The organism is Roseomonas sp. HF4 (assembly GCF_005222755.1).
GTDB lineage: Bacteria > Pseudomonadota > Alphaproteobacteria > Acetobacterales > Acetobacteraceae > Neoroseomonas.
Map to the genome: position 1 here is coordinate 46781 of NZ_STGD01000011.1, position 24764 is coordinate 71544.

26 protein-coding genes are annotated in these 24764 nt (G+C 72.5%); 12 read left to right on the forward strand and 14 right to left on the reverse strand.

Annotated features, from left to right (window positions below):
* The first annotated feature begins 83 nt into the window (after window positions 1–83).
* The 5 genes from E8M80_RS16705 to E8M80_RS16725 all read left to right on the forward strand — a co-directional run bounded on the left by E8M80_RS16705 (window position 84) and on the right by E8M80_RS16725 (window position 4566).
* The gene (locus E8M80_RS16705) at window positions 84–761 is read left to right on the forward strand and encodes a polymer-forming cytoskeletal protein (RefSeq protein ID WP_137126852.1); all 678 of its coding nucleotides are present in this window, start codon (window positions 84–86) and stop codon (window positions 759–761) included.
* Window positions 762–1059: 298 nt separating this feature from the next.
* Window positions 1060–1362 (forward strand): hypothetical protein, encoded by a 303-nt coding sequence (locus E8M80_RS26690; protein WP_240790080.1) that lies wholly within the window; start codon window positions 1060–1062, stop codon window positions 1360–1362.
* Between the two features lie 130 nt (window positions 1363–1492).
* Window positions 1493–2407: an AEC family transporter gene (locus E8M80_RS16715; RefSeq protein ID WP_137126854.1), complete on the forward strand. Its 915-nt coding sequence runs from the start codon at window positions 1493–1495 to the stop codon at window positions 2405–2407.
* Between the two features lie 212 nt (window positions 2408–2619).
* Complete coding sequence (locus E8M80_RS16720; protein ID WP_137126855.1) at window positions 2620–3768, forward strand: DegT/DnrJ/EryC1/StrS aminotransferase family protein; 1149 nt, start codon at window positions 2620–2622, stop codon at window positions 3766–3768.
* A 72-nt stretch (window positions 3769–3840) separates the two neighbouring features.
* Complete coding sequence (locus tag E8M80_RS16725; protein ID WP_137126856.1) at window positions 3841–4566, forward strand: DUF1194 domain-containing protein; 726 nt, start codon at window positions 3841–3843, stop codon at window positions 4564–4566.
* Here the strand turns inward: E8M80_RS16725 and E8M80_RS16730 are convergent.
* The 7 genes from E8M80_RS16730 to E8M80_RS16760 all read right to left on the reverse strand — a co-directional run bounded on the left by E8M80_RS16730 (window position 4553) and on the right by E8M80_RS16760 (window position 10609).
* Complete coding sequence (locus E8M80_RS16730; RefSeq protein ID WP_137126857.1) at window positions 4553–4966, reverse strand: hypothetical protein; 414 nt, start codon at window positions 4964–4966, stop codon at window positions 4553–4555. The genes E8M80_RS16725 and E8M80_RS16730 overlap by 14 nt on opposite strands.
* Window positions 4963–5379 carry a DUF3775 domain-containing protein gene (locus E8M80_RS16735; RefSeq protein WP_137126858.1) on the reverse strand — a complete coding sequence of 139 codons (417 nt, stop codon included), beginning with the start codon at window positions 5377–5379 and terminating at the stop codon, window positions 4963–4965. The genes E8M80_RS16730 and E8M80_RS16735 overlap by 4 nt, the downstream gene beginning before the upstream one ends.
* Window positions 5380–5455: 76 nt before the next feature.
* Window positions 5456–6283, reverse strand: coding sequence for an aldo/keto reductase (locus E8M80_RS16740; protein WP_137126859.1), 828 nt, complete (start codon window positions 6281–6283; stop codon window positions 5456–5458).
* A 22-nt stretch (window positions 6284–6305) separates the two neighbouring features.
* Entirely contained in the window at window positions 6306–7328 is a 1023-nt protein-coding gene (locus E8M80_RS16745; protein WP_137126860.1) for a WD40 repeat domain-containing protein, read from the reverse strand.
* A gap of 136 nt (window positions 7329–7464) precedes the next feature.
* The gene (locus E8M80_RS16750) at window positions 7465–8496 is read right to left on the reverse strand and encodes a GTP-binding protein (RefSeq protein WP_240790081.1); all 1032 of its coding nucleotides are present in this window, start codon (window positions 8494–8496) and stop codon (window positions 7465–7467) included.
* Window positions 8493–9266: a response regulator gene (locus E8M80_RS16755; protein ID WP_137126862.1), complete on the reverse strand. Its 774-nt coding sequence runs from the start codon at window positions 9264–9266 to the stop codon at window positions 8493–8495. Before E8M80_RS16755 ends, E8M80_RS16750 begins: the two co-directional genes overlap by 4 nt.
* Window positions 9267–9274: 8 nt before the next feature.
* Window positions 9275–10609 carry an aspartate aminotransferase family protein gene (locus E8M80_RS16760; RefSeq protein ID WP_137126863.1) on the reverse strand — a complete coding sequence of 445 codons (1335 nt, stop codon included), beginning with the start codon at window positions 10607–10609 and terminating at the stop codon, window positions 9275–9277.
* A 116-nt stretch (window positions 10610–10725) separates the two neighbouring features.
* Here E8M80_RS16760 and E8M80_RS16765 point away from each other — a divergent pair, with 116 nt between their 5' ends.
* The 6 genes from E8M80_RS16765 to E8M80_RS16790 all read left to right on the forward strand — a co-directional run bounded on the left by E8M80_RS16765 (window position 10726) and on the right by E8M80_RS16790 (window position 16401).
* Window positions 10726–11382, forward strand: a complete 657-nt coding sequence (locus E8M80_RS16765; protein WP_137126864.1) for a glutathione S-transferase family protein — start codon at window positions 10726–10728, stop codon at window positions 11380–11382.
* The gene (locus E8M80_RS16770) at window positions 11379–12263 is read left to right on the forward strand and encodes a VOC family protein (RefSeq protein ID WP_137126865.1); all 885 of its coding nucleotides are present in this window, start codon (window positions 11379–11381) and stop codon (window positions 12261–12263) included. The genes E8M80_RS16765 and E8M80_RS16770 overlap by 4 nt, the downstream gene beginning before the upstream one ends.
* Before the next feature lie 276 nt (window positions 12264–12539).
* A complete protein-coding gene (locus tag E8M80_RS16775) occupies window positions 12540–13292 on the forward strand; it encodes an FkbM family methyltransferase (protein WP_137126866.1) in 753 nt (250 codons plus the stop codon).
* Window positions 13293–13362: 70 nt separating this feature from the next.
* Window positions 13363–13959: a DUF938 domain-containing protein gene (locus E8M80_RS16780; protein ID WP_137126867.1), complete on the forward strand. Its 597-nt coding sequence runs from the start codon at window positions 13363–13365 to the stop codon at window positions 13957–13959.
* A 27-nt stretch (window positions 13960–13986) separates the two neighbouring features.
* A complete protein-coding gene (locus E8M80_RS16785) occupies window positions 13987–14952 on the forward strand; it encodes a hydroxymethylglutaryl-CoA lyase (RefSeq protein ID WP_137126868.1) in 966 nt (321 codons plus the stop codon).
* Window positions 14953–15261: 309 nt separating this feature from the next.
* Window positions 15262–16401 (forward strand): CaiB/BaiF CoA-transferase family protein, encoded by a 1140-nt coding sequence (locus E8M80_RS16790; RefSeq protein ID WP_137126869.1) that lies wholly within the window; start codon window positions 15262–15264, stop codon window positions 16399–16401.
* A 63-nt stretch (window positions 16402–16464) separates the two neighbouring features.
* Here the strand turns inward: E8M80_RS16790 and E8M80_RS16795 are convergent, their stop codons facing one another.
* Window positions 16465–17061, reverse strand: a complete 597-nt coding sequence (locus E8M80_RS16795; protein WP_170979463.1) for a serine protease — start codon at window positions 17059–17061, stop codon at window positions 16465–16467.
* A 262-nt stretch (window positions 17062–17323) separates the two neighbouring features.
* Window positions 17324–18310 (reverse strand): hydroxymethylbilane synthase, encoded by a 987-nt coding sequence (gene hemC, locus E8M80_RS16800; protein ID WP_137126871.1) that lies wholly within the window; start codon window positions 18308–18310, stop codon window positions 17324–17326.
* A gap of 23 nt (window positions 18311–18333) precedes the next feature.
* Here hemC and tsaD point away from each other — a divergent pair, with 23 nt between their 5' ends.
* The gene (tsaD, locus tag E8M80_RS16805; RefSeq protein WP_137126872.1) at window positions 18334–19383 is read left to right on the forward strand and encodes a tRNA (adenosine(37)-N6)-threonylcarbamoyltransferase complex transferase subunit TsaD; all 1050 of its coding nucleotides are present in this window, start codon (window positions 18334–18336) and stop codon (window positions 19381–19383) included.
* A gap of 503 nt (window positions 19384–19886) precedes the next feature.
* On the opposite strand, the gene E8M80_RS16810 is transcribed toward tsaD, so the two are convergent.
* From E8M80_RS16810 to E8M80_RS16830, 5 genes are all read right to left on the reverse strand, one after another.
* Window positions 19887–20966, reverse strand: a complete 1080-nt coding sequence (locus tag E8M80_RS16810) for a malate/lactate/ureidoglycolate dehydrogenase (RefSeq protein WP_137126873.1) — start codon at window positions 20964–20966, stop codon at window positions 19887–19889.
* 138 nt (window positions 20967–21104) lie between these two features.
* Window positions 21105–21863 (reverse strand): SDR family oxidoreductase, encoded by a 759-nt coding sequence (locus E8M80_RS16815; RefSeq protein WP_137126874.1) that lies wholly within the window; start codon window positions 21861–21863, stop codon window positions 21105–21107.
* On the reverse strand, window positions 21864–22964 hold the full coding sequence (locus tag E8M80_RS16820; protein ID WP_137126875.1) for an ABC transporter ATP-binding protein: 1101 nt from the start codon (window positions 22962–22964) through the stop codon (window positions 21864–21866). It lies immediately after the preceding gene.
* 9 nt (window positions 22965–22973) lie between these two features.
* Window positions 22974–23870, reverse strand: a complete 897-nt coding sequence (locus tag E8M80_RS16825; RefSeq protein WP_137126876.1) for a carbohydrate ABC transporter permease — start codon at window positions 23868–23870, stop codon at window positions 22974–22976.
* Entirely contained in the window at window positions 23870–24745 is an 876-nt protein-coding gene (locus E8M80_RS16830) for a carbohydrate ABC transporter permease (RefSeq protein WP_240790082.1), read from the reverse strand. The genes E8M80_RS16825 and E8M80_RS16830 overlap by 1 nt, the downstream gene beginning before the upstream one ends.
* Window positions 24746–24764 lie beyond the last annotated feature (19 nt).

Sequence of the window (24764 nt, forward strand, 5' to 3'; positions counted from 1 at the left end):
GGGCGGCGGCGTTGTGGCCGCGCCGATGCGCATGCTAGCCCCGCATCTTCAGGTCAACCGCCGGGAATCGAGGGGGCTCCACCATGTCGCTCTTCCGCCGCAAGGATGAACCGGGTGCCGCGGGCACCGGGGCCGAGCCTGCCGCCACGACCGTCGCCGCCGCGCGGGACCCCGATCTCGGGGTGCCGCCCTTCCGCCCGTCGGGCATCACGCTGCCGCAGGCCGGCGCGGCGGCGCCCAAGGCTGCCACGGCGCCGTCCCCGGCCAGCACGCCGGCCGCGCGCGTGACCGGCGCGCCGGCAGCGCCCGTCGCCGCCCCGTCCCGCGGGCCGTCGCGCACCGAGGCCACGGACCAGCGCACCCTCGTGGTCGGCAAGGGCATCAGCCTGCAGGGCACCGTGACCGAGGCCGAGCGCCTGGTCATCGAGGGCACGATGGAGAGCGAGCTCCTGCAGGCGCAGGAGCTGATCATCACCCATTCCGGCCTGTTCAAGGGCGAGGTGCAGGTCGAGGACGCCGAGATCGGCGGCACCTTCGACGGCACCCTGACCGCCAGCGGCAGCCTGACGATCCGCGCCACGGGGCGCGTGCTGGGTACGGCGCGCTGCCGCCGCCTGCAGGTCGAGGAAGGCGGGCAGCTCTCCGGCAAGATGGAGATGATCACGGACGCGCCGGCCCCGGCCGCCGGGGCGCCGCGCCTGGCGCCGGTGTCCCCGCCCGCCGCCGTGCCGGCGCGCAGCACGGAACCCGCCGACGCCTGAGCCGACGGCCCCGCGCCCCGGCGGCACCGCCGCCGGGGCCGGGCGATGCCCCATGCCGGGACCGCGCGTCCTCCCGTTGCTGTCTCTCCTCCTTCTCGGCTGCGTGGCCGAACCCGGGGAGGAGGCCGCCGCCATGATGCGCGACGCGCTTCGGTCCGCCCGCGCAGGCGTGGCGGCCGTGGGTCCGCCATCCGCCGACGGCCGAGACGGCCCCGGCCTGACTCAGCCCTTGGCCCGCGCGGCCACCCCCGTCCCGCCCACCCTGCCTCCGCCGCCGACCGGGCCGCGGCAGGCCGGCGTGGCGCCGCCCGCCGCCGCGGCCGCGCTGCTCGGACGACCGGCGGCGGAGCTGCGCCGCATGCTGGGCGAACCCGCGCTGCGCCGCCCGGAAGGGGAGGCCGAGATCTGGCTCTACGAGGCTCGCGACTGCCGGCTCGACCTCGTGCTCTATCCCGAGGGCGGGGCGCTGCGGGTGGCCCATGCCGCGGCGCGCGCGCATGGCGCCGGGGACGGCGTGACCGAGGCCGCCTGCCTTGCCGCCATCGCCGCGGCACCGACGCCGGCGCCCTGGACTGCCCCGGCCACGGGCCGCCGCGCCTGACCCTGCCCGGCACCCGCCATCGGGCGGCATCGCCCGGCCGCCGGCATCGGGTAGCGCCGCCCGGCCGCCGGGCGTAAGCACCCGTCGTGCCTCGCCCCATGCCCCAGCCCCCCGCCCCGGCGCGCCACCCGTGAGCGCCTGGCTCGACGCCTTCGTGCCCGCCTTCGCGCTGCTGGCCCTCGGCGCCCTGCTGAAGCGGCGCCTGCTGAAGGACGACGCCGTCTGGGCGGGAATGGAGCGGCTGATCTACTGGGTGCTGCTGCCCTCCCTCATCGTCGCGGCGCTGGCGCCGCTGAACCTCGCGGACCTGCCGCTCGGGCGGATCGCGGCGGCGATATGGGGGGCGCTGGCGCTCGGCACGCTGGTCGCGGTCATGCTGTCGCGGGCGCTCGGGCTCGGGCGTCCGGCCATGACCTCGGTGCTGCAGGGCGGCATCCGCTTCAACAACCTGATGGGCTTCGCCATCGTCGGCGCGCTGTTCGGCGCCGCAGGCACGGGCTTCGGCGCGGTCGCCACGGGCATCATCGTGCCCTTCGTGCAGACCGCGACGACGCTGGCCTTCGCGCTGGGCGGCGACCGCGGCCCGCCGCGGCCGTTGGCGATCCTGCGGCAATTGCTGTTCAACCCGCTGATGATGGCGGTCGGCCTCGGCTTCGCCATCGCGGCACTCGGCGGTCTGCCGGCCGGGCTCGCGCCGACGGTGCAGGCGCTGGGGCGGGCCTCGGTCGCGCTCGGGCTGCTCTGCGTGGGCGCGGCGCTGTCGCTGCAATCCTTCTCGGACCGCATCGGCGTGCAAGCGGCGACGGGGGCGCTGAAGCTGCTGGTCATGCCGGCGGCGACCTGGGGGCTCTGCGTGCTGTTCGGCGTGCCGCCGCTGGCGACCGCCATCGCGGTCACCTTCATGGCGCTGCCCACGGCGGCGACCTCCTACGTCATGGCGCGGGCGCTGGGCGGCGATGCGCGGCTGATGGCCGCGATCACGACGACGGAGCACATCGCCTCGATCGTGACGCTGCCGCTCTGGGTGATGCTGGTGGCGCCCTGAGGCAGGGTGGCGGAGGGGAACCTCCCCCAAGCCCCCTCCCTTCTTTCGCAATCGGCGCCGATCCGTGCAGGCGGGGCGCCAGGGCACAAGGGGGGTTGAGGCGTGTTGCGGGGGAGAGGCTCCCGCCTCCGGTAGCGCAGCGTCACCAAGGGTGATTTCGCGCGACGCGGCGCCCGGGTCTATGACGACGACCGTTTCCTGCGTGAGGCTCCATGTCCGACCCCATCGCGCTGTTCGACGTCAAGGCGCAGCAATCCCTGATCCGCGCCGATCTCGACCGCCGCATCGCCGCCGTGCTCGATTCGGGCCGCTTCATCAACGGGCCGGAAGTGGCCGAGCTCGAGGCCACGCTCGCCGCCTTCGCCGGCTGCGGCCACGCGGTCGGCGTCTCCTCCGGCACCGACGCGCTGCAGATCGCCATGATGGCCGAGGGCATCGGCCCCGGCGACGCCGTCTTCCTGCCAGCCTTCACCTACACCGCGACCGCCGAGGTGCCGCTCGTGCTCGGCGCCAAGCCGGTCTTCGTCGACGTGGCGGCCGAGAGCTTCAACCTCGACATCGCCGACCTCGAGCGCCGCATCGCGCTCGTGAAGGCGGAAGGCAGGCTCAGGCCGCGCGCCGTGGTCGGCGTCGACCTGTTCGGCCTGCCCGCCGACTGGCAGGCGATCGAGGCGACCTGCGCGCGGGAGGGGATGTTCGCCCTCGACGACGCGGCGCAGGCCTTCGGCGCGGCGCTGGACGGCCGGCGCCTCGGCCGCTGGGGGCATGCCGCGGCGCTGTCCTTCTACCCGACCAAGACGCTGGGCGCCTATGGCGACGGCGGCGCGCTGCTGACCGACGACGCGGACCGCGCCGAGCTCTACCGCTCGCTGCGCACGCACGGGGAGGGCAAGACCCGCTACGAGGTCGAGCGCACCGGCATGAACGGGCGGCTCGACACGATCCAGGCGACGATCCTGCTGGCCAAGATGTCGCTGTTCGAGGGCGAGCTCGCGCAGCGCCGCCGCCTCGGCGCCGCCTACGACGCCGCGCTGGCGGGCCGCGTCGGCGTGCAGGTGGCGCAGCAGGGCGCCGAGAGCTGCTACGGCCTCTACACCATCCGCCTGCCGGATCCGGAGGCGCGCGGGCGGGTGCAGCAGGCGCTGTCGGCGCAGCGGATCGGCAGCGGCATCTACTACCCGAAGGCGCTGCACCACCAGCCGGCCTATGCCACGCATCATGCCGCGTCCATCGCGGGCGGCCCGCCGCCGCTGCCGGTGAGCGAGGCGCTGTGCCACCAGGTCCTGTCCCTGCCGATGCACCCCTACATGAGCGAGGCCGATGCGACGCGGGCGGCGGAGACGGTCCTGGCCGCTTTGTAACCGGCTGCACGGAACGGTTGAATCCGTCCGCGGCTCGGCGCCACGATGCGGCTTCGTGCCGAGGAGGCGCCGATGCGTCGCAGGATGCTTCTCGCCGCGGCGGGCGCCGTGGCCGTGCCGGTGCCGCGCCCCGCGCGGGCGTCGCAGGAGGTGGACGTCGCGCTCGTGCTGGCGGTCGACGTCTCGCGCTCGATCGACGAGGACGAGGCCCGGCTGCAGCGCGAAGGCTACCGCAACGCCATCGTCGATCCCGTCGTGGTCACAGCGATCGGGCGCGGCCTGATCGGCGCCATCGCCGTCTGCTATGTCGAATGGGCGGGGATGGAGTTCCAACGCACCATCCTGTCCTGGCAGCGGATCGCGACCGCGATGGATGCCGAACGCTGGGCCTCGGCGCTGTCGGAGGCGCCGCGCGCCTCGCTCTCGTGGACCTCGATCTCGGGCGCCATCCGGCACGCGCGGGGCGAATTGCGCGACTGCCCGTTCGATGCGACGCGCCGCGTGATCGACGTCTCGGGCGACGGCGTGAACAATTCCGGCGCGCCCGCGGATTTCGAGCGCGACGCGGCGGTCGAGGAGGGCATCACCATCAACGGCCTGCCCATCATCAACGACCGGCCGACCTTCGGCCGCCTGCCACCCGTGCCGCTCGACGACTACTTTCGCGACAACGTGATCGGCGGCCCTGGCGCCTTCATGATCGTGGCCCAGAATTTCGAGAGCTTCGGCCAGGCGGTGAAGCGCAAGCTAATCCGCGAGATCGCGGGCATCGCCCCGTCCGGCGTCATTCCCGCCTGACCGAGCCTTCGTCGACCAGGCGGAGGCATCCCTGCACCACGGGCGCGCAGGCCGCATTCTGCGACAGCGGCAGGTCGGACGCCGCCGCGTAGCCGACGCGCGTGACCTTGCCGTCCACCAGTTGGAAGGTCACCCGGCAGGTCGAGCCGGCCGAGACGCTGAGCGAGCCGCCGATGACCGGCACCGGCGCCGAGACGCCCGAGGCCGGCGGCGTGCGGTCGTACGTCCAGAAATCGCCGCCGGCGGAATTCGCGGTCAGGTTCGGCACGCCGGCACAAAGCCGGAGGTCGTCCGCGCGCAGGCCGACCAGCCGCTCGCGGCCGTCTTCCGCGCGGGCCGAATCGCGCGCCGAGCAACCGGGCAGCGCCAGCAGCAGCAGCAGGAGGGCTGCGCGCGTCACGATCCGTCCGCGTCCTCCAGCGACAGGCCGAGTTCCGACAGCCCTTCCTCCAGCATGTCGCCCAGCATGTCGATGCCGAGCAGGTATTCGGCCGGATCGCGGATGTTGCGCTCCTTGGCGAGGCTGCGCGCCTCGTCCCATTCCGCCCCGGTGTAGTCGCCGCGGCCGATCCAGGCGAGCGCGATGAGGGAGGCCTGCTCGTCCTCGTTGAGGTCGGCGATGAAGGCGCGCAGCGCGTCCTCGTCCATGTTCTCGTCGTCCTCGGCGTCGAGGCCTTCCTCGTCCTCCTCCTCGCGCGCCAGGGCGCCGCTCTCCTCGCCCTCCTGCACCGCGCGGGCGGCGTCGACGATGGCGGCGACGGCCTCGAGGCTGATGCCGAGGTCGAACTCCTCATCCTCGCTGCGTGCGGCCATGGTCATCGTCTCCGGTCTGCGGTCGGGCGCAATCAAGCATGGGCGGGGGGCGGGGGGCCACCCCCGGCCCGTGCGATCAGGCCGCCCAGTCGGGTGCGAAATCGGGGTTCACCAGGCGCCGGTCCTTGGGCAGGGCGGCGATCGCAGCGAGATCCTCGGCATCGAGGCGGATCGAGGCGGCGGCGAGGTTCTCCCGCTGGCCCTCCGGACGCCCGGATTTCGGGATCGCGACGACGCCGTCCTGCGCCATGAGCCAGGCCAGCGCAACCTGCACCGGGCTCGCATCGTATTTGGCGGCGATGGCGCGCATCACCGGATCGTCGTTCACCTTCGCCTTCGCCACCGGGGCATAGGCGGTCAGCGCGAGCCCGTGCCGGCGGCAGAGCGCCGCGAGCCGGTCCTGCCAGAGATAGACATGCGCCTCCACCTGCAGTGCAGCGAGCGGCCCGATGCCGAGCGCGATCGCGTGCTCGAGCAGCCCGGCCGGGAAATTCGAGACGCCGACCGCGCGCGCAAGCCCGTCGCGCCGCAGGCGGTCGAGCGCGCCGAGGGTCGCGGGCAGATCCATCCCCGGCGCGGGCCAATGCACCAGGACCAGGTCGGCCTGGCGCAGGCCGAGCCGCTTCAGCGACGCCTCGGCCGAGGCGCGCAGCGCATCCGGCGCAAGCTCGGTCCACCAGACCTTGGTCGTGACGAAGATGTCCCCGCGGCGAAGCCCGGAGACGGCGATGCCCGCGCCGACCGCTTCCTCGTTGCCATACATCGCGGCGGTGTCGATGTGCCGGTAGCCGTGCGCGAGCGCGCCTTCGACGGCCTGCTGCGCCTCCGCCCCGCGCAGCGTCCAGGTGCCGAGGCCGATGCGCGGGATGCGGAGGTGGGGGGTTTCGAGGATGGGTGCCGTCATGTCGCGATCCTTCCTTGCCGCATCAGCGCCGCGCCAGGTCCACGAGCCCCGCGAAGCCGGCCTCCGTGCCGAAGGCCAGCAGCGTGCCGGCGGCGCTCCAGCCGAGCGCCGAAACGGCCGAGCCGCGCGGCGCCGCCACGGGCACGATCCGCCCGCTCGCCACGTCGCCGATCAGCACGAGGCCATCGGCGAAGCCGGCCGCCACTACCTCCTGCTGCGGGTGGCAGGCGACGACGGTGCAGAGCACGCCATCCCCTCCGGCCAGTTCCGTCGGCGCCTTGCCCATCGGCCCGCCGCCGAAAAACGGCCAGAGCACGACGCAATCCGCCCCGGCGGTCGCGAGCCAGCGGCCCTTGGAGGTGAAGCCGAAGGACTTCGTCTTGGAGGGGTAGCCCGCCATGCGCATGTGCTGGCCATCGGCCAGGCGCCAGCCATGCAGCGTCGCCTCCTGCATCGTGGTCACGACATGCGTGCCGTCCGGGCTGATCGCGACGCCCGTATGGCTGCCCTTCCATTCGAGCAGCCGCGCCGTGCCGTCCCTGGCGCCCACGAACCAGAGCGAGGCGCCGTTGTAGTGCGACGCCGCGATCCGCTTGCCCTTGGCGTCGAAGGCGATGCCGGTGACCGAGGACGGATGCGCGAGCGACTTCAGCGCCGCCCCCTTCGCATCGATCAGGTGGACCGCCTTGCCGACGGCCGCCGCGCGCAGGCCGGATTCGTGGGCCGCGACATGCTCGACCCAGCGGCTGCCGTACTTCGCCAACTCCGCGACGGCCCCGTCCGGCGCCACGCGCACCAGGCGCCCGTCGTCGCCGCCGGTCAGCAGGCCGTCCTTCGCATCGGCGGCGATGGCGAGGCAGGCGCCGTCATGCGCGGCCACGCTGCGCCATTCGCCCGCCAGCGCGCCGAGGCGCACCGTGCCGTCGCCGAGCGCGAAGCCGATGCTGCTCCCCTCCCGACCGAAGGCGAGGCCGACGACCCAGGCGCCGAGGTCATGCGAGACGCCGCGGGCGTCGAGGAGGAAGTCGGCGGTGGTGGTGCTCATGGGCAGAAAGGCCGGGGGAGAGAACTCCCCCGAACCGCCTCCTTTTTCTGGGACTTTGGAACCGACATCGGGGGACGACGCCAAAAAGACAAAGAAGGGAGGGGGTCTGGGGGAGGTTCCCCTCCCCCGGCCTGCCTCATGCGGGCGGCGTCCACCGCGCGATCTCCGCCTGGATCTTCGCCTCGTCCTCGCCGGCCTGGCAGGCCTCGAAGCCGCGGCGCAGCCAAGGCCGGTTCAGGTCGCGCCCGATGAACACGATCTTGGACTTCCGCGGGTCGCCCGCCTTCACCTCGCCGATGAAGTCGCCATCGGCGATCATGTGCACCGCCTGGAAGGCGAAGCGGCGGCTGTCGCCCTCGTAGTGCAGCACGCCCTTGGTGCGCAGCAGATCCTGGCCCTTGGCGGCCAGCACCTGCGTGATCCAGGCGTTGAAGCGTTCCGCGTCGATCGGGCGGTCGACTTCGAAGGACACGCTGTTCACGTCGGAATCGTGCTCGTGATCGTCCTCGCCCGACAGGAATTCCGGCTCGCGTTCCAGGATGCGCGCCAGGTTGAAGGCGTCGCGCCCGATCACCGCGCTGATCGGCACGTCGGATTTGGTGGCGCGGCGAATCTCGGCATAGGGGTTGATGGCGCGGATGCGGCGCTCGACCTCGGCGGCCTCCTCGGCGCTGACCAGGTCCATCTTGTTCAGCACGATGATGTCGGCGAAAGCGATCTGTTCCTGCGCCTCGGTGCTGTCCGCCAGGCGCGCAGGCAGGTGCTTGGCGTCGACCACGGTCACGATGGCGTCGAGCTTCGTCGCGCGCTTGACGTCCTCGTCCACGAAGAAGGTCTGCGCCACGGGGGCGGGGTCGGCCAGGCCCGTGGTTTCCACGATGATGCCGTCGAAGCGGTCGCGCCGGCGCATCAGCCCGCCCAGGATGCGGATCAGGTCGCCGCGCACGGTGCAGCAGATGCAGCCGTTGTTCATCTCGAACACTTCCTCGTCCGCATCGACGACGAGGTCGTTGTCCACGCCGAGTTCACCGAACTCGTTGATCACCACGGCGAATTTCTTGCCGTGGTTCTCCGTCAGGATGCGGTTCAGCAGCGTGGTCTTGCCGGCGCCGAGGTAGCCGGTCAGCACGGTCACGGGCACGGGCGCGCGGGCGCTTGTTTCGCTCACGTTGTGTCTCCAGGGGATATTTCGCTTGCCGCCCATATGGGGTCGCGGATGGCCGCGGTCATCCTGTCGCGGCGCAGCGCGAAGCGGGTGCTGGTCAGGGTGGCCATGGCAGGCCGCACGGCGCGGCGGCCGAGCCCGGCCTGCGCCCCCGCCTCCCGCACCGCCGCGGCGGCGTAGACGGCGCCGATGCCCTGCATGGCCGCCGCCACTTCCTCGGCCGCGGCGGCGATGGCCTCGGGCGCGCCGCCATCGTCCAGGATGGGTGCCAGGAGCCGCGCGGCGGTCTCCATCGCCGCGGCGTCGAGGGCCGCGAGGGCGGCGGGGCCGTGCATCCGTCGCAGCGCGGCGCGCCGGTCGGCATCGAGCAGCATGGGCGGCGTGCGGCGGCGGACGGCTTCGCGCAACGCGGCCGCCAGCGCCTCGGCGCCGAAGGGGCGGCTGATCACGGCGTCGAAGCCGGCCGCGAGCGCCTCGGCCGGCGCGAGGTGGTCGGTGCCGGGGGACAGGCCCAGCAGCGGCAGCGCGGCGTTGCGCGGCGCGGCGGCGCGCAGGCGCGCGGGCGCGCTGGTCCGCCCGACGCCGCGGGTGGTGATGCACATGACCACCGCCTCGACATGGTGCAGCGTCAGGCGCGTCTCGGCCGCCGGCCAGTCATGCACGAAGATCACGCTGTGTCCGGCCGCCTCCAGCATCGTCCGCGTATGCGCCGACGCGCCCGCATTCGGGTCGACCAGCAGGATTCTGAGCGGCGGCGGGGCCTCGTCCTGCATCGGAGGGTTCAGGCGGCCTCGGCGCGGATCGCGTCGGCCAGCGTGCCGACCAGCCGGTCGACATGCGGGCGCTCCACGATCAAGGGCGGGGAGAGTGCCACGATGTCCCCCGTCACGCGCACCAGCACGCCGGCGTCGAAGCAGCGGCGGAACACGTCCATGGCGCGCTGGCCGGGCTTGCCGGCGCGCGGCTGCAGCTCGATGCCGCCGATCAGGCCGATGTTGCGGATGTCGATGACGCCCGGCGCATCGGCCAGGCTGTGCATCGCGTCCTGCCAGTAGGGCTCGATGGCGCGGGCGCGGCCGGGCAGGTCCTCGGTCTTGTGCAGTTCCAGCGTCGCGATCGAGGCCGCCGCCGCCAGCGGATGGCCGGAATAGGTGTAGCCGTGGAAGAACTCGATGCCGGCCGCGGTGCCTTCCACGATGGCATCGTAGATGCCGTTCCTGACCGCGACGGCGCCCATCGGCACCGCCGCGTTGGTCAGGCCCTTGGCCATGGTCATGATGTCGGGCACGACGCCCAGGCGCTCGGCGCCGAAATTGGTGCCGAGGCGGCCGAAGCCCGTGATCACCTCGTCGTAGATCAGCAGGATGCCGTGCTTCGTGCAGATGTCGCGCAGGCGCTGCAGGTAGCCCACCGGCGGCACCAGCACGCCGGTCGATCCCGCCACGGGCTCGACCATCACGGCGGCGATGGTCTCCGCGCCGTGCAGCGCGACCAGGTTCTCGAGCGCATCGGCCAGGTGCGCGCCGGCTGGCGGCTCGCCCCGGGCGAACAGGTTGTCCTGCAGCCCGTGGGTATGCGGCAGGTGGTCCACATATGGGAGAAGGGCGCCGAACTGCTTGCGGTTCGGCCCGATCCCGCCGACCGACATGCCGCCGAAGCCGACGCCATGGTAGCCGCGTTCCCGCCCGATCAGGCGCACGCGCGAACTCTCGCCCCGCGCCTTGTGGTAGGCGAGCGCGATCTTGAGCGCGGTGTCCGCGCTCTCGCTGCCGGAATTCGTGAAGAACACGCGGTCCATGCCGTCGGGCGTCAGCTCGGCCACGCGCGCGGCAGCCTCGAAGGCGATCGGGTGGCCCAGCTGGAAGGTCGGCGCGAAATCGAGGATCGCGGCCTGCTTCTGGATCGCCTCCACGATCTCCCGCCGCCCGTGGCCGGCGTTGCAGCACCAGAGGCCGGCGGTGCCGTCCAGCACCTCCCGGCCCTCGGGGGTGTAGTAGGACATGCCCTCGGCGCGGGCGAGCATGCGCGAGGTGTCGCCCTTGAAGTACTTGTTGTCGGAATAGGGCATCCAGAACGCGTCGAGGGAATTCGGGCGCGGCACGCTGAGTTCGTTCATCGGGGCCTCCGGTCGGCTGCCGCGAAACAACACCCTTGCCGCCGCCAGGGCAAGCGGGCTTCGCCCGGCGCCGCCGCCATGGCATGGTCCGCGCGCGAGGCAGGAAGGGCAGGGGCATGACCAGGGGCAGGCTCGTCATCGGCACGAAGCGGTATTCGTCGTGGTCGCTGCGCGGTTGGCTCGCGGTGCGCCTCGCCGGCCTCGATGTCGAGGAGGTGTTGATCCCGCTGGCCGGCGGCGGCAACACGGCCGCCATCCGGGACCATTCGCCGAACGGCATGGTGCCCTACCTGGAGCACGACGGCGCGCGCATCTGGGAAAGCCTCGCGATCGCGGAATACTGCGCCGAGATCGCGCCGCTGCTCTGGCCCGCCGACCGCCCCGCCCGCGCCCATGCCCGCGCCATCGCGTCCGAGATGCATGCCGGCTTCCGCGGCCTGCGCATGGCCATGCCGATGAACCTCGGCCGCGACTTCTCCGGCCGCGGCCGCACGCCCGAGGCCCTGGCCGACATCGCCCGGATCGAGGGGATCTGGGCCGAGGCGCTGGCGCTGCACGGCGGCCCCTTCCTGTTCGGTGCCCGCTTCACGCTCGCGGATGCGATGTACGCGCCCGTCGTGACGCGGTTCCTGACCTGGCGGCCCGAGGTCTCGGCAATCAGCCGCGGCTACATGCAGGCGGTGCGCGGCCACCCGCTTATGGAACGCTGGTACGCCGAGGCCGCCGCCGAGCCGGCGGACTGGCTGCTGCCGAAATACGAGGACCCGGCATGAGCACCGCCGTCGCGCTCGACCACCTCGGCGTCGCCGCGCGTGACCTGGCGCCCATGGCCGCGGCCTATGAGCGGCTCGGCTTCGCGCTCAGCCCCATCGCGCAGCAATCCGGCCGCCGCCGCCCCGACCTGCCGGTGGAACCCTGGGGCTCGGGCAACCGCTGCGCCTTCCTGAAGCACGGCTACATCGAGCTGATCGCGATCCTGGACCCCGCGCTCTACGACAACACGCTGAACGCCTTCCTGGCGCGCTATCGAGGGATGCACATCCTGGCGCTCGCGATCGAGGACCCTGAGGCGAACCTGGCGCGCATGCGCGCGGCGGGCATCGACATCCCGGGCATCGCCTGGCTCGAACGCCCCGTGGAGGCCGGCGGCCCGATCGCGAAATTCGCCCGCCTGCCCTTCCCCGACCCGCCGGAAGGCCGGGTGCAGCTCATCCGCCACCTGACGCCCGAACTGGTGTGGAACCCGAAATGGATGGACCACGCCAACAAGGCCGTGGCGCTGGAGGAGGCGATCCTCAGCGCGCGCGAACCCGCCGAGACGGCCGCGCGCCTGTCGCGCCTGTCCGGCCTGCCGGTCGAGCCAGACCCGGCCGGCGGCTTCCTGCTGCGCCTGCCCGGCGCCGCCGGCGCGGCCGGCCCCTTCGCGCCCGCGATGGAAACCCGCGTGCGCGTGCTGGCGGAGGCCGCGCTGCCCACGGTGCTGCCGGGCGTCACCGCGCCGGCCTCACCCTTCATGGCCGGAATGGTGATCCGCACGGAGGACGGCACCGCCGCCGCGCGCGGCGTGCTGGCCGGTATCCCGACGGTCGAGGCGCCGCAGGGGATCATGGTGCCGCCCGCCTATGCCGCGGGCGCGGCGGTGGTGTTCGCGTGACGGGGGGCAACGTTTGATGGGGGAAAAAGAGAACTTCTCCCCCCATACCCCCCTACCCCTTTTTGGCGATTTGGGGAGTGACGTCGCCGGTCGGAGTGTTCGGCCGCTGGTGTTCGCCCTCACATGCCCCCAGGCGCCGGGCTGCCGGCGGCACGCATCCCCGCGCCCGGCACGAGGGAGGCGCGCGCGCCGTGGAACCAACATCGGCGACCGGCGCCAGAAACCCGAAGAAGGGAGGGGGTCAGGGGGAGGTTCACCCTCCCCCGGCCTGTTGCCATGACCGGCTTCGCGAAAGCCGTCGGCGCCTCGCTCCGCACCTATTACGCGCCTGGCCGCGCGGCGCTGCTCGATGCCTTCCACGCGCGCTTCCTCAGGCCCGGCGACCTCGCCTTCGATGTCGGCACGCATGTCGGCGACCGCACGGCGAGTTTCCGGCGGCTCGGCGCCCGCGTCGTCGCGGTCGAGCCCCAACCGCGGCTCGCGCGCGCGCTGCGCCTGCTGTTCCGCGGCGATCCCGGCGTGACGCTGGTGCAGGCGCTGGTCGGGGCGTCCGCGGGCGAGGCCGTGCTCCGCCTGAACACCGCGAACCCGACCGTCGCCACCGCCAGCGCCGATTTCATCGCCGCCGCCGACGGTGCCCCGGGGTGGGAGGGCCAGCGCTGGGATGCCGAGATCGCGCGCCCCCTCACCACGCTCGACGCGCTCGCGATGCGCCATGGCCTGCCGGCCTTCGTGAAAATCGACGTCGAGGGCTTCGAGGCCGCCGTGCTGCGCGGCCTGACGCGCCCGCCACGCGCCCTGTCCTTCGAGTTCACCACCATCCAGCGCGGCGTGGCGGCGGACTGCCTCGGCTTGCTCTCCGCGCTCGGCTACCGCGCCTTCAATGCCTGCCTGGGGGAGGGGATGGCCTTCGCCCATCCCGCCCCGGTGGATGCCGCCGCGATGTCCGCCTGGATCGCCGCCCTGCCGCACGCCGCCAACAGCGGCGACGTCTACTGCGCCCTCGCCCCGGAGGTCCTGGTGCCGTGACCCGGCAAGGGCGGAATTCCAGAGAAGGGAGGGGGCGCGGGGGAGGTTCCCCTCCCCCCCACGTCCGGCCATGACCGACCCGCGCCGCTTCGCCCCCGCTGCCGCGCGCAACCGCGATGCCATCCTCGACGTGCTGCGCCGCGTGCTGCCGCCGCGCGGCCTGGTGCTGGAGGTCGCGAGCGGCTCCGGCGAGCATTGCGCGCACCTTGCCGCCGCGCTGCCGGCGCTCACCTTCCAGCCGAGTGACCCGGATGCCGATGCGCGCGCCAGCATCGACGCCTGGGCCGCCGGCGCGCCGAACATCCGCCCCGCGCTCGCGCTCGATGCGGCGCGCCTGCCCTGGCCGGCGACCGCCGCCGATGCCGCGCTCTGCATCAACATGATCCACATCGCCCCCTGGGCCGCCTGCGAGGGCCTGGTGCGCGGCGCCGCGGCACTCGGCGCGATGCTGGTGCTCTATGGCCCCTTCCGGCGCGGCGGCGCGCATACCGCACCGTCCAACGCGGCCTTCGACGAAAGCCTCCGCGCGCGCGACCCGGCCTGGGGCGTCAGGGACCTCGAGGCGGTGGCGGCGCTGGCGGCGCGCGAAGGCTTCGGCCCGCCCGAGGCGACGGAGATGCCCGCCAACAACATGACCGTGGTGTTCCGTCGCACCGGGGCGGCGTAGTCTGACCGCACGCATGAGGAGGGGCCCATGACCGACCTGCCGCGCGCCGTGCGCATCACCGAGGAAGGCCCGCGCGAGGGCTTCCAGATCGCCCCCGAGCCCTTGCAGACGGCGGACAAGATCGCGCTGATCGACGCGCTCTCGGCGACCGGCGTCGCGCGGCTGCAGGTCGCGTCCTTCGTGAGCCCGAAGCGCGTGCCGGGCTGGGCGGATGCGGATGCGGTGGTCGCCGGCATCGCGCCGCGGCCGGGTGTCGCCTTCACCGCGCTGTGGTTCAACCCGCAGGGGCTGGCGCGCGCGCTCGCCTTCCGCGACCGGCTGTCCGTCTACGGCTCGATCACCGTCGCGGCGTCGGAGGCCTTCTCGCGCCGGAACCTCAACCGCGACCGCGCCGGGCAGATCGCGGCGATGCGCGAGAACGTGGCCGGGCACCTGGCCGCCGGCGTGCCGGTGAACCGCGTCTCGGTCCAGGCGGCCTTCGGCTGCAACTTCGCCGGCGACATCGCGCCCGCGCAGGCGGTCGCGGCGGTGGCCGACGCCATGGCGCTCGCGGCCGAGACCGGCTGCACGATCGAGCGCATCTCGCTGGCCGACAGCATGGGCTGGGCCAACCCGCTGCTGGTCGAGCGCGTGGTGGGCGAGGTACGCACGCGCTGGCCCGGCCAGGCGGTGTCGCTGCACCTGCACGACACGCGCGGGCTCGGCATCGCCAATGCGCTGGCGGGGCTGCGCCTCGGCGTGGCGGACTTCGACGCGGCGGTGGGCGGCACGGGCGGCTGCCCCTTCGCGGGCCACGCCGGCGCGCCGGGCAACATCGCGACGGAGGAGCTGGTGATGCTCTGCGAGGAAATGGGCATCGCCACGGGGATCGACATCGACGCGCTGATCGCGGCGGGACATCTCGCGGAACGGATCCTGGGGCGCACGCTGCCCTCGGCGCTGCTGCGCGGCGGGTCGCTGACAGGGTTCCGGGCGAAGGCGCGGGCGGCGTGAGGGTGGGGCTGGGCCCGTCCAGGCCAGGTCGCGATCCGGAGGGGCTCCGCCCCTCCAGACCTCTCGGCCAGGGCTCCGCCCTGGACCCGGCAAAGGCCGAAAGGCCTTTGCAAACCATCCTTTGGCACCGGGCAGGATGGGCGGCACGATGCCTCGGCGCGCCCTCCGGGCATCGCGGCCGGGACATGCTGCATGGCGCCCCGGCCCGCCCCCACCGCCCGGCAGCCGATGATGGTTTGCAAAGGCCCTTCGGCCTCGGGTGGGGTGGCTTGGTGGGGCAAGGCCCCTCCAATTCCTGAGGATCGAAGCATGTCTCCCGCCCCGCTCCCCCTCGCCGGCATCCGCGTCGTCGAGTTCTCCCACATGGTCATGGGCCCCACCTGCGGCCTGGTGCTGGCCGACCTCGGCGCCGAGGTCATCAAGGTGGAACCCCCCGGCAAGGGCGACCGCACGCGCTACCTCACCTCATCCGGCACCGGCTTCTTCCCGGCCTTCAGCCGCAACAAGAAATCCGTGCAGCTGGATACCGAGGACGAGGCCGACCTCGAGACGCTCAGGCGCCTGATCGACACCGCCGACGTGGTCATCGAGAATTTCCGCCCCGGCGGTCTCGAGGCGAAGGGCCTCGGCCATGCCGCGCTGTCGGCGCGCAACCCGCGGCTGATCTACCTCTCGCTCAAGGGATATCTCCCCGGGCCCTACGAGAACCGCACCGCGCTGGACGAGGTGGTGCAGATGCAGTCCGGCCTCGCCTACATGACCGGCCCACCGGGGCGGCCGCTGCGGGCCGGCGCGCCGGTCAACGACATGATGGGCGGCATGTTCGGCGCCATCGCCATCATGGCGGCGCTGCGCCAGCGGGACGCGACCGGCCGCGGCCAGCATCTGCAGTCGGGGCTGTTCGAGAACGCCGCCTTTCTCGTCTCGACCGCCATGCTGCAGCAGGCGATGACCGGGCAGGACCCGACGCCGATGCCGGCCGGCCGCCGCGCCTGGGGCGTCTACGACGTGTTCGACACCAAGGACGGCCAGCAGATCTTCATCGGCGTCGTGACCGACCGGCAATGGGAGATCTTCCGGCGCGAGTTGCGGGAACCCGTACTGGACGACCCCGCCTACGCCACCAACACCGACCGCGCGCAACGCCGCGAGACGCTGATCCCGCTGGTGCAGACGCTGATCGCGAAGCACGACGTCGCGGCGCTGGAAGCGATGTGCGAGCGGGCCGGCCTGCCCTTCTCCCGCATCGCGAGGCCCTGGGACCTGTTCGAGGATCCGCATCTCAAGGCCAGCGGCGGGCTGGTGCCCATCACGTTGCCGGATGGCCGGCCGGGCGCGGTGCCGGCGCTGCCGATGCAGTTCGGCGATGCCCGCCTGCCGCTGCGCCTCGACCTGCCCAAGCCCGGCGAGCACGACGCCGAGATCCTAGGCCCCCTGCGGGACGCCTGACGCGGAATTCCAAAGAAGGGAGGGGGCCCCGGGGGAGGTTCCCCTCCCCCGGCCTTTCCGCTCTCACCGCAGCGGAATAGCGAAGGCCGGCACCGCGACGCCGAGCGGCCGTCCGAGTGCCGCCTTCGCCTGCACCCCCACCACCACGAAGCCGCCATCCTCGCCGCGCGCGATCAGCGGCGCGCCGCTGCTGCCGAGCGTGCCCGCGCAATTGTGCCCGACCAGCATCCCCTGCGGGCCGAAGGTCCCGAAGATGACGACGCGGCAGCCGAGGTCGGCCATCAGCACGCCCGGCCGGTCGTGCTGCCATCCGGGCAGCGCCAGCGCGAGCCCTTCCCGCGGCGGCTCGGCCGAGAGCCGCAGCGCCCGTCCGGTGCCGAGCGGCGCGTCGAGCGTTAGCACCGCCCAGTCGGCGCGCCACGGTTCCTCGCGCTGCGGGTCGAAGCCCGGGCCGTGGCGCAGCGCGGTGGCGCGGGCCGTGCGGCCGCCGACGCGAAAGGTGATGTCGCGCGGGGGCACGAGGCCGGCCTGGTCGGCGGTCAGCAGGCAGTGCTGCGCCGTCAGGACGCTGCGCGGCGCGACCAGCGTGCCGGTGCAGCGGCTGCCGGCCGTGGTCTCGACCTCGCCCACTGCGTTCCAGGGCGCGCGTTCGGGCGGCACGGGACGGCGGGTGTCGGTGCGGCCGAGGCCCGGGACGGCGTCCTGGGCTCTCGTGGCGGGCGCTTGCAGAGCGACAAGCGCCAGCGCCGCGCAGACCGCGCCGAGGCGCAGAGCGTGCCGCGCAAGCGGGCCGCCGGTCGCGGCGTCCGTCCGCGCACGCCCAGCGGCCGCGACGCGGGTCCCGCCCCGGCGCGGGGGCTCGGCCAGCGCCCGGCGATCCGGCGCGGCACCGGCCCGCGCCGCGCCCGGACCGGCGCGCCCTTCACGCAAAGAGATCGGCGGGGCTGTCCCGCCGCAGCGCCTGGCCGAGCGCGTCGCCAATCCGCACGGCATCCGCCGCCGCCCCTTCCTCCGTCCGCTTCAGCAGGAAGGATCCGTCGGCGCGCGCGACCAGGCCGGTCAGGCGCAGCCGCCCGTCCGGCAGCAGGCGCGCATGGCCGCCGATCGGCGTGCGGCAGGACCCGTCGAGCGCCGCGAGCAGCGCGCGCTCGGCGGATGAGACGGCGCGTGCCTCGGGGTCCTCGATGGCGGCGAGAAGCTCGCGCAGCTCGGTGTCGTCGGCGCGCACCGTGACGCCGACGATGCCCTGCCCGGCGGAGGGCACCATCGCCTCCGGGTCGATCGCGACGCTGCCCTCGGGATCGAGGCCGAGCCGCCGCAGCCCGGCCAGCGCCAGCAGCGTCGCCGCGGCCTCGCCCTCGGCCAGCTTGCGCAGGCGCGTCTGCACGTTGCCGCGGAACATCACGACGGTCAGGTCCGGCCGGCGGTGCAGCAGCTGGGACTGGCGCCGGACCGACGACGTCCCGATCACCGCGCCCCGCGGCAGCGCCGCGAAGGGGTCGGCGGCGTCGCAGCGCGGCAGCGCGGGGCCCGGCAGCAGGGCGTCGCGCGCGTCCTCCCGCTTCAGGGTGCAGGCCAGCACGATGCCGGGCGGCATCTCGGTCTCGAGGTCCTTCAGCGAATGGACGGCGAAGTCGATCCGGCGGTCGAGCAGCGCCTCGTGGATCTCCTTCGCGAACAGGCCCTTGCCGCCGATCTCGGACAGCAGGCGGTCCTGGATGCGGTCGCCGGAGGTGATGAGTTGGTGTTCCTCGAAGGCCTCCGCGTCGCGCAGCACGGGGCAGAAGCGCGTGACGCGCAGCAGGAAATCCCGCGTCTGCCAGAGCGCGAGGGGCGAGGCGCGGGTGCCGACGCGCAGCGGCAGGGCGCGACGGTGCTGCGGCAGGGTGCCGCTATGGGCAGGAGGCATGGTCCCGTCATAGAACCCCGCCCATGGGCGCGGAAGGTGGCTTCGCAGTGGACAGGCCGGTGCTGGGGCTCGAGAGCAGCTGCGACGAGACGGCCGCCGCCGTGCTGGCGCCGGACGGCCGCATCCTGGCCGAGGCGGTGCTGAGCCAGGAACGCGAGCACGCGGCGTTCGGCGGCGTGGTGCCCGAGATCGCGGCACGCGCGCATCTCGACGCGCTGCCGGGCCTCGCGGAGCGTGTCCTGCACCGCGCCGGGCTCGGCTTCGCGGATCTCGGCGCGGTGGCGGCGACCTCGGGGCCCGGGCTGATCGGCGGGCTGATCGTGGGCGCCTGCTTCGGCAAGGGCGTCGCGATCGCGCGCGGGCTGCCCTTCGTGGCGGTGAACCACCTGGAGGCGCATGCGCTGACGGCCCGCCTGCCCGGCCTGCTGCCCGACGGCCCGCCCGCCTTCCCCTACCTGCTGCTGCTGGTCTCGGGCGGGCATTGCCAATGCGTCGCCGTGGAAGGGCTGGGGCGCTACCGGCGGCTCGGCAGCACGCTCGACGACGCGGTGGGGGAGGCCTTCGACAAGGCGGCCAAGCTGATGGGCCTGCCCTGGCCGGGTGGGCCGCATCTGGAGCGGTTGGCGGCGCAGGGCGATGCGCGGGCGGTGGCGCTGCCGCGGCCGCTGCTCGGGCGGCCGGGCTGCGACTTTTCCTTCTCGGGCCTCAAGACCGCCGTGGCGCGGGCGGTGGCGGCGGGCGGCGCGGCGCATGCCGACATCGCGGCCGGGTTCCAGGCCGCCGTCGCCGCCGTGCTGGCCGACCGCGCGCGCAACGCGCTCGGCCTGCTGCCGGAGGCAAGCGCGATCGTGGTGGCGGGCGGCGTCGCGGCCAACCAGGCGGTGCGCGCCGCGCTTGCGCGCGTCGCCGGGATGGCGGGGGTGCCGATGCTCGCGCCGCCGCTGCGCCTTTGCACCGACAACGCGGTGATGGTGGCCTGGGCGGGGATCGAGCGACTGCGGGCGGGGCTCACGGACCCGCTCGACCATGCGCCGCGACCGCGCTGGCCGCTGGCGGAGATGGCCGGCGCTTAGGGCCAGCGGTCGAGGAATCGACCTCTGGCAGCTGCCTCGTTTCATGCCCCTGTAATACCCGGCGGACGAAGTTCCGACCTGCGGCCCGGAGGGCCGAGCGCCCGAACGGGCGCCGCGGCCTGTGCCGCGAAGCCAGGCCGCGCGGATGCGCGGCGCGGCACGCCGCAGGCGTGCCTTCGGTACGACGCGTCTGAGGGGGACGAAGGTGAATCCTTCGCCCGCTCGGTATGGGTCTTGCAGCCGCCGCGCTCGGCGCCGCCGGCATGCCCGTCGCAGTGGTCGATCTCGCCCGGGTCCACGTCTTCGGCACCGCGCTCGGCCAACGCACCAGGACCGATCCGGTCGGCGCCCGCCGGATCGCGCGCTGCCCCGGCAGATCCTCACGGGGCGACGCGGCGCTTGGCGACCAGGAGAGCCCTCGGACGCTGAGCGGTGATCGTCCCGCCGCCCTGGCTTCGCCGGACTCCCGCCGGGCCGCAGGCCCGACATTCGTGCGCCGCGCGTCAGACGGGGCTCTTGACCCCGAGCCGCGTCGCCGTGGCGAGGATGTTCGACCAGGTCTCCGCCGGCAGCGGCACGCCCTGCGCCAGGCGCTCCGCACGGCGCTCCGCCTCGGGCTCGCCGGGCAGCCGCACGGGCGCGGACGGATCCGCCGGACGGCAGGCGGCGACCCATTCGGCATAGGCGAGGCCCATGCGCTCGAATTCCGCCTGCGTGCCGAAATGCCTGGGCGACAGGAAGATCGAGAGCATCCCGTTGGCGATCCGCCCGCGCCCCGTGACCGGGCCGGAGGTGCCGCCGGCGGTGAGGCAGCCCGCCAGCATCTCGCACATGAAGGCGAGGCCCGAGCCCTTGTGCTCGCCGAAGGCGCGGATGGCGCCGGCACCGCCGGAGGGGTTGCGCGGCCCGACCGCGTCATAGGCGCCATAGAGCGTGTGCGGGTCGGTGGACAGCCGGCCGTCGGGCTCGATCAGCGCGCCCTCGGGCAGCTTCTTGCCGCCGGAGGAGGCGACCAGCACCTTGCCCTCGGCGACCAGCGAGGTCGCGAAGTCGAGCACCAGCGGCCGACCCGGCAGCGGCACCCCGATGCTGACCGGCGCGGTCGAGAAGCGCCGCTCCGTGCCGCCGAAGGGCGCCACGAGCACGCTGCCGGCGACGTTGACGAAATGGATCGAGATCAGCCCGGCGGCGATCGCCTGTTCCGCGTAGTCCCCGGCGCGGCCGATATGGCCGGCGTTGCGCAACGCGGTGATGCAGGCGCCATGTTCCTGCGCACGCGCGATGCCGAGCGCGACCGCCTGCGGCGCCACGGTCTGGCCGAAGCCCCACTTGCCGTCGAGCACCGCGAAGGATCCGCCGTCGGTCACCACGTCGGCGGTCTGGCCCTTCACGACGAAGCCGGCTTCCAGCCATTCGACATAGCGTGGCACGCGCACCACGCCGTGGCTGTCATGGCCGGCGAGGTTGGCGCCGACCAGGTGCGTCGCGATGCGGCCCGATTCCGCGGCGTCGCAACCTGCGGCGAGGAAGACGTCGCGCACCAGGGCGGTGAGGGCCTCGGCGGGGATGTGCTGGGTGTCCATGGGTGGTCCTGCGGAGGGAAAAAAGAAACGGGGGGAAGAGAACTTCCCCCCGAACCCCCCCAACCTTCTTTGCTACCTGGCGCCAGAAACCAAGGAAGGGTGGGGGCGGCGGGGGAGATTCTCCTCCCCCGCAACCGTCTACATCGCGGCGATCTTGCGGGCCTGCGGCGCGAGCAGGCGCATGTAGGTGGGCGTGACCAGCATCTCGGTGATGTTGGCCCGCGGCGGCATGGTCGCGACGAACAGCGCCATCGCCGCGATGTCCTCGGGCTGCAGCAGGCGCTCGAGATCCTCCTGCGGCACGGGCTCGGGGCGGTTCTTCAGGATGTCGGTCGCGACCTCCCCGGGGCAGATGCAGCAGGAGCGGATGTTGTGGATCCCGTTCTCCTGGTTGATCGCCTGCGACAGCGCCACGAAGCCGTGCTTGGCCGCCGTGTAGCCGGGTCCCGAAAGGAAGGAGATGTTCTTCCCCGCCATGGACGCGATCTGGATCAGGTGCCCGCCGCCGCGCTTGCGCATCCCCGGCAGCACGGCGACCGAGGTCATGAACGGCGCGGTGAGGTTGCCGTCCACCAGCGTGCGGATCGCGTCCGGCGTCAGCTGGTGCAGGTAGCGCTTCGGCAGGTTCACGCCGGCGTTGTTCACCAGGATGTCGGGGCCGCCGATACCGCCCTCGACCTTCGCGAGCGCGGCCGCGACTTGCGCCTCATCGGTCAGGTCGGCAGGCACGACGATGGCGGCGGCGCCGATCATCGCCGCCGTCTCCTCGAGCGGCCCGGTGCGTCGGCCGGTCAGCGCGACCTTGGCACCCTGCTGCGCGAAGGCGACGGCGATGGCGCGGCCGATTCCGCTTCCCGCGCCGGTGACCCAGGCGGACTTTCCTTCCAGGCGTTTCATTCAGATCACCTTGTCGGTGGTGGGGTCGATCAGGTGCATCTGGTCCATGTGCGCGATCAGGCGCAGCGGCTCTCCTGCCCTGGCCGGCGTCTCGGGGTCGAGCCTGGCCGAGATCTCGGCGCCGTCGATCTTGAAGTGCGCCAGCGTCTCCATGCCCATCGGCTCGATCACCTCGGGCGTGAGGGTGAGCGGCGCGGGATTGGTCTTATCGGTCGGCTTGTCGTCGGTCAGGTGCTCGGGGCGGATGCCGAACAGCACCTGCTTGCCGGCGTAGGAGCGGTAGCGCGCGGCACGCGCCTCCGGCACCTCGAGCACGATGTCCTGCGGCAGGTGGAGGCGGAGCGCGCCCGAAGCCTCCTCGAGTCGCGCCGGGAAGAAGTTCATCGCCGGGCTGCCGATGAAGCCCGCGACAAACTTGGTCGCCGGGCTGTGGTACAGTTCCTGCGGCGGGCCGACCTGCTCGATGATGCCGTGGTTCATCACCACGACGCGGTCGGCCAGCGTCATGGCCTCCACCTGGTCGTGCGTGACGTAGATGGTGGTGGTCTTGACCCGCTGGTGGACCTTCTTGATCTCGGTGCGCATCTGCACGCGCAGCTTGGCGTCGAGGTTCGACAGCGGCTCGTCGAACAGGAAGACCTTGGGGTTGCGCACGATGGCGCGGCCCATGGCGACGCGCTGGCGCTGACCGCCCGACAGGGCCTTGGGCTTGCGTTCGAGCAGCGGCGTGATGTCGAGGATCTCGGCCGCGTTCTTCACGCGCTTGTCGATCTCGGCCTTCGGGAACTTCCGGAGCGTCAGGCCGAAGGCCATGTTCTCGTAGACGCTCATGTGCGGATAGAGCGCGTAGTTCTGGAACACCATGGCGATGTCGCGGTCGCGCGGCGGGATGTCGTTGACAATGGTGCCGCCGATCGCGATGTCGCCGCCCGTGATCTCCTCGAGGCCCGCGATCATGCGCAGCGTCGTGGACTTGCCGCAGCCGGAAGGGCCCACGAGGACGACGAACTCATGGTCGTCGATCTCGAGGTCGATGCCCTTGACCGCCTGCACGCCGCCTTCATAGGCCTTGATGATCTTGCGAAGCGAAACCTCGGCCATGCTCGGTCCTCAACCCTTGGTGGCGCCGGCGGTCAGCCCGGCGATGTAGTAGTCCATGAGAAAGGCGTAGATGATCACCGGCGGCAGCGCCGCCATCAGCGCTCCGGCCATGATCTGCCCCCACGCGAAGGTGTCCGCGCGTACCAGCTGCGACACGACGCCGATGGTCAGCGGCATCTGGTCGGGCGTGGTGACGAAGGCGGTGGGGTAGACGAAGGCCGCCCAGGACACGGTGAAGGCGAAGATCGTTGCCGCGATGATCCCGGGCAGGGCGACGGGGATGAAGATCTTCAGCAACATCTGCGGCCAGGTGGCGCCGTCGATCAGCGCCGCCTCGTCCAGTTCCTTCGGGATGGAGGCGAAGTAGCCGATCATGATCCAGGTGCAGAACGGCACCGTCAGCGTCGGATAGACCAGGATAAGCCCCCAGATCGAGTTCAGCAGGCCGAGCCCGCCGACGATCTGGTACAATGGAATGAACAGCAACGTGTCCGGCACGAGGTAGGTGAGGAACACGCCCGTCGCCAACACCTGGCTTCCGAAGAAGCGCATCCGAGCCAGCGCGAAGGCGGCGAGGATCGAGATCACCATCGTCAGCGCCACGACGCAGGCCGTGATGATGATGCTGTTCAGCATGAAGCGCGCGAACATCGGATTCGCGAGGATCGCCCAGTAGTTCTCGAGCGTCGGGTCGCGCACCAGCCACGGGTTGCCGGTCATGCCGGCCACCTCGGCACTGGTCTTGAAGCTGGTGATCAGCATGTAGAAAGGCGGCGCCAGGAAGATGATGGCGGCCACGGTCAGCGACGCATAGGCTGTCCACAGCGCCCAGCGCCGCTCACGCGAAAGGCTGCCGGCCTTGTGGTAGATGCCGGGCGCGCCCGGCTCCGCGGCGGTCGCCGACATCACATCTGCTCCTTGTTGCGCCGGGTGACGCTGCGCAGCACGAAGAAGGCGCAGATCGCGAGGATCGGGAACATGAACAGCGACACTGCCGCGCCACGCGGGATGTTCCCCGACAGGATGCCGACCTGGAAGGCGTAGGACGCGAAGACATGCGTCAGGTCGCGCGGGCCGCCATTTGTCAGCACGCGCACGATGTCGTAGTTCGCGAAGGTGACGATCAGGCTGAACAGCACGGTGATCGAGATGATGTTCGCCATCATCGGCAACGTGACGTAGCGTAGCCTTTGCCAGGACGATGCGCCGTCGATCGCCGCGGCTTCGTACAGCTGCTCCGGCACGGACTTGAGCGCCGCCAGGTACATGATCATGAAGAACGGCGTGCCGATCCAGACATTGACCATGATGATGGCGATGCGCGCCCACCAGTGATGGCCGAGCCACGGCACCTCGGGCACCGAGATCACCGCCAGCAGCCAGTTGATCGACGAATAGGACGGGTCGAACATCCACCACCAACCCAGGGTGGAGAGCGCGGGCGGGATGACCCAGGGCACCAGCAGCATGCCGCGCCACTTGCGCTGCCCCTTGTTCGGGATGTGGTGCAGCATGTGCGCCAGCCAGAAGCCGATCGACGCCTTCAGCAGCACCGCCGTGATGGCGAAGAAGCAGGATTGGAAGGCGACGTTCCAGAAGGTGTCGCTTTCAAACAGCAGTTCGAAGTTCAGCAGCCCGGCGAATTCCGTCATGCGCCGGTTCAGCGTCGAGAGGTAGATCGCGTAGACCGCCGGATAGGCGACCAGCCCGACGATGACAACGAGCAGCGGCAACGTCATGACGAAGGCGATCGTCGATCGCCGCCGCGCGAATCTCTGCATCGTGTTGGCGGATCCTCGG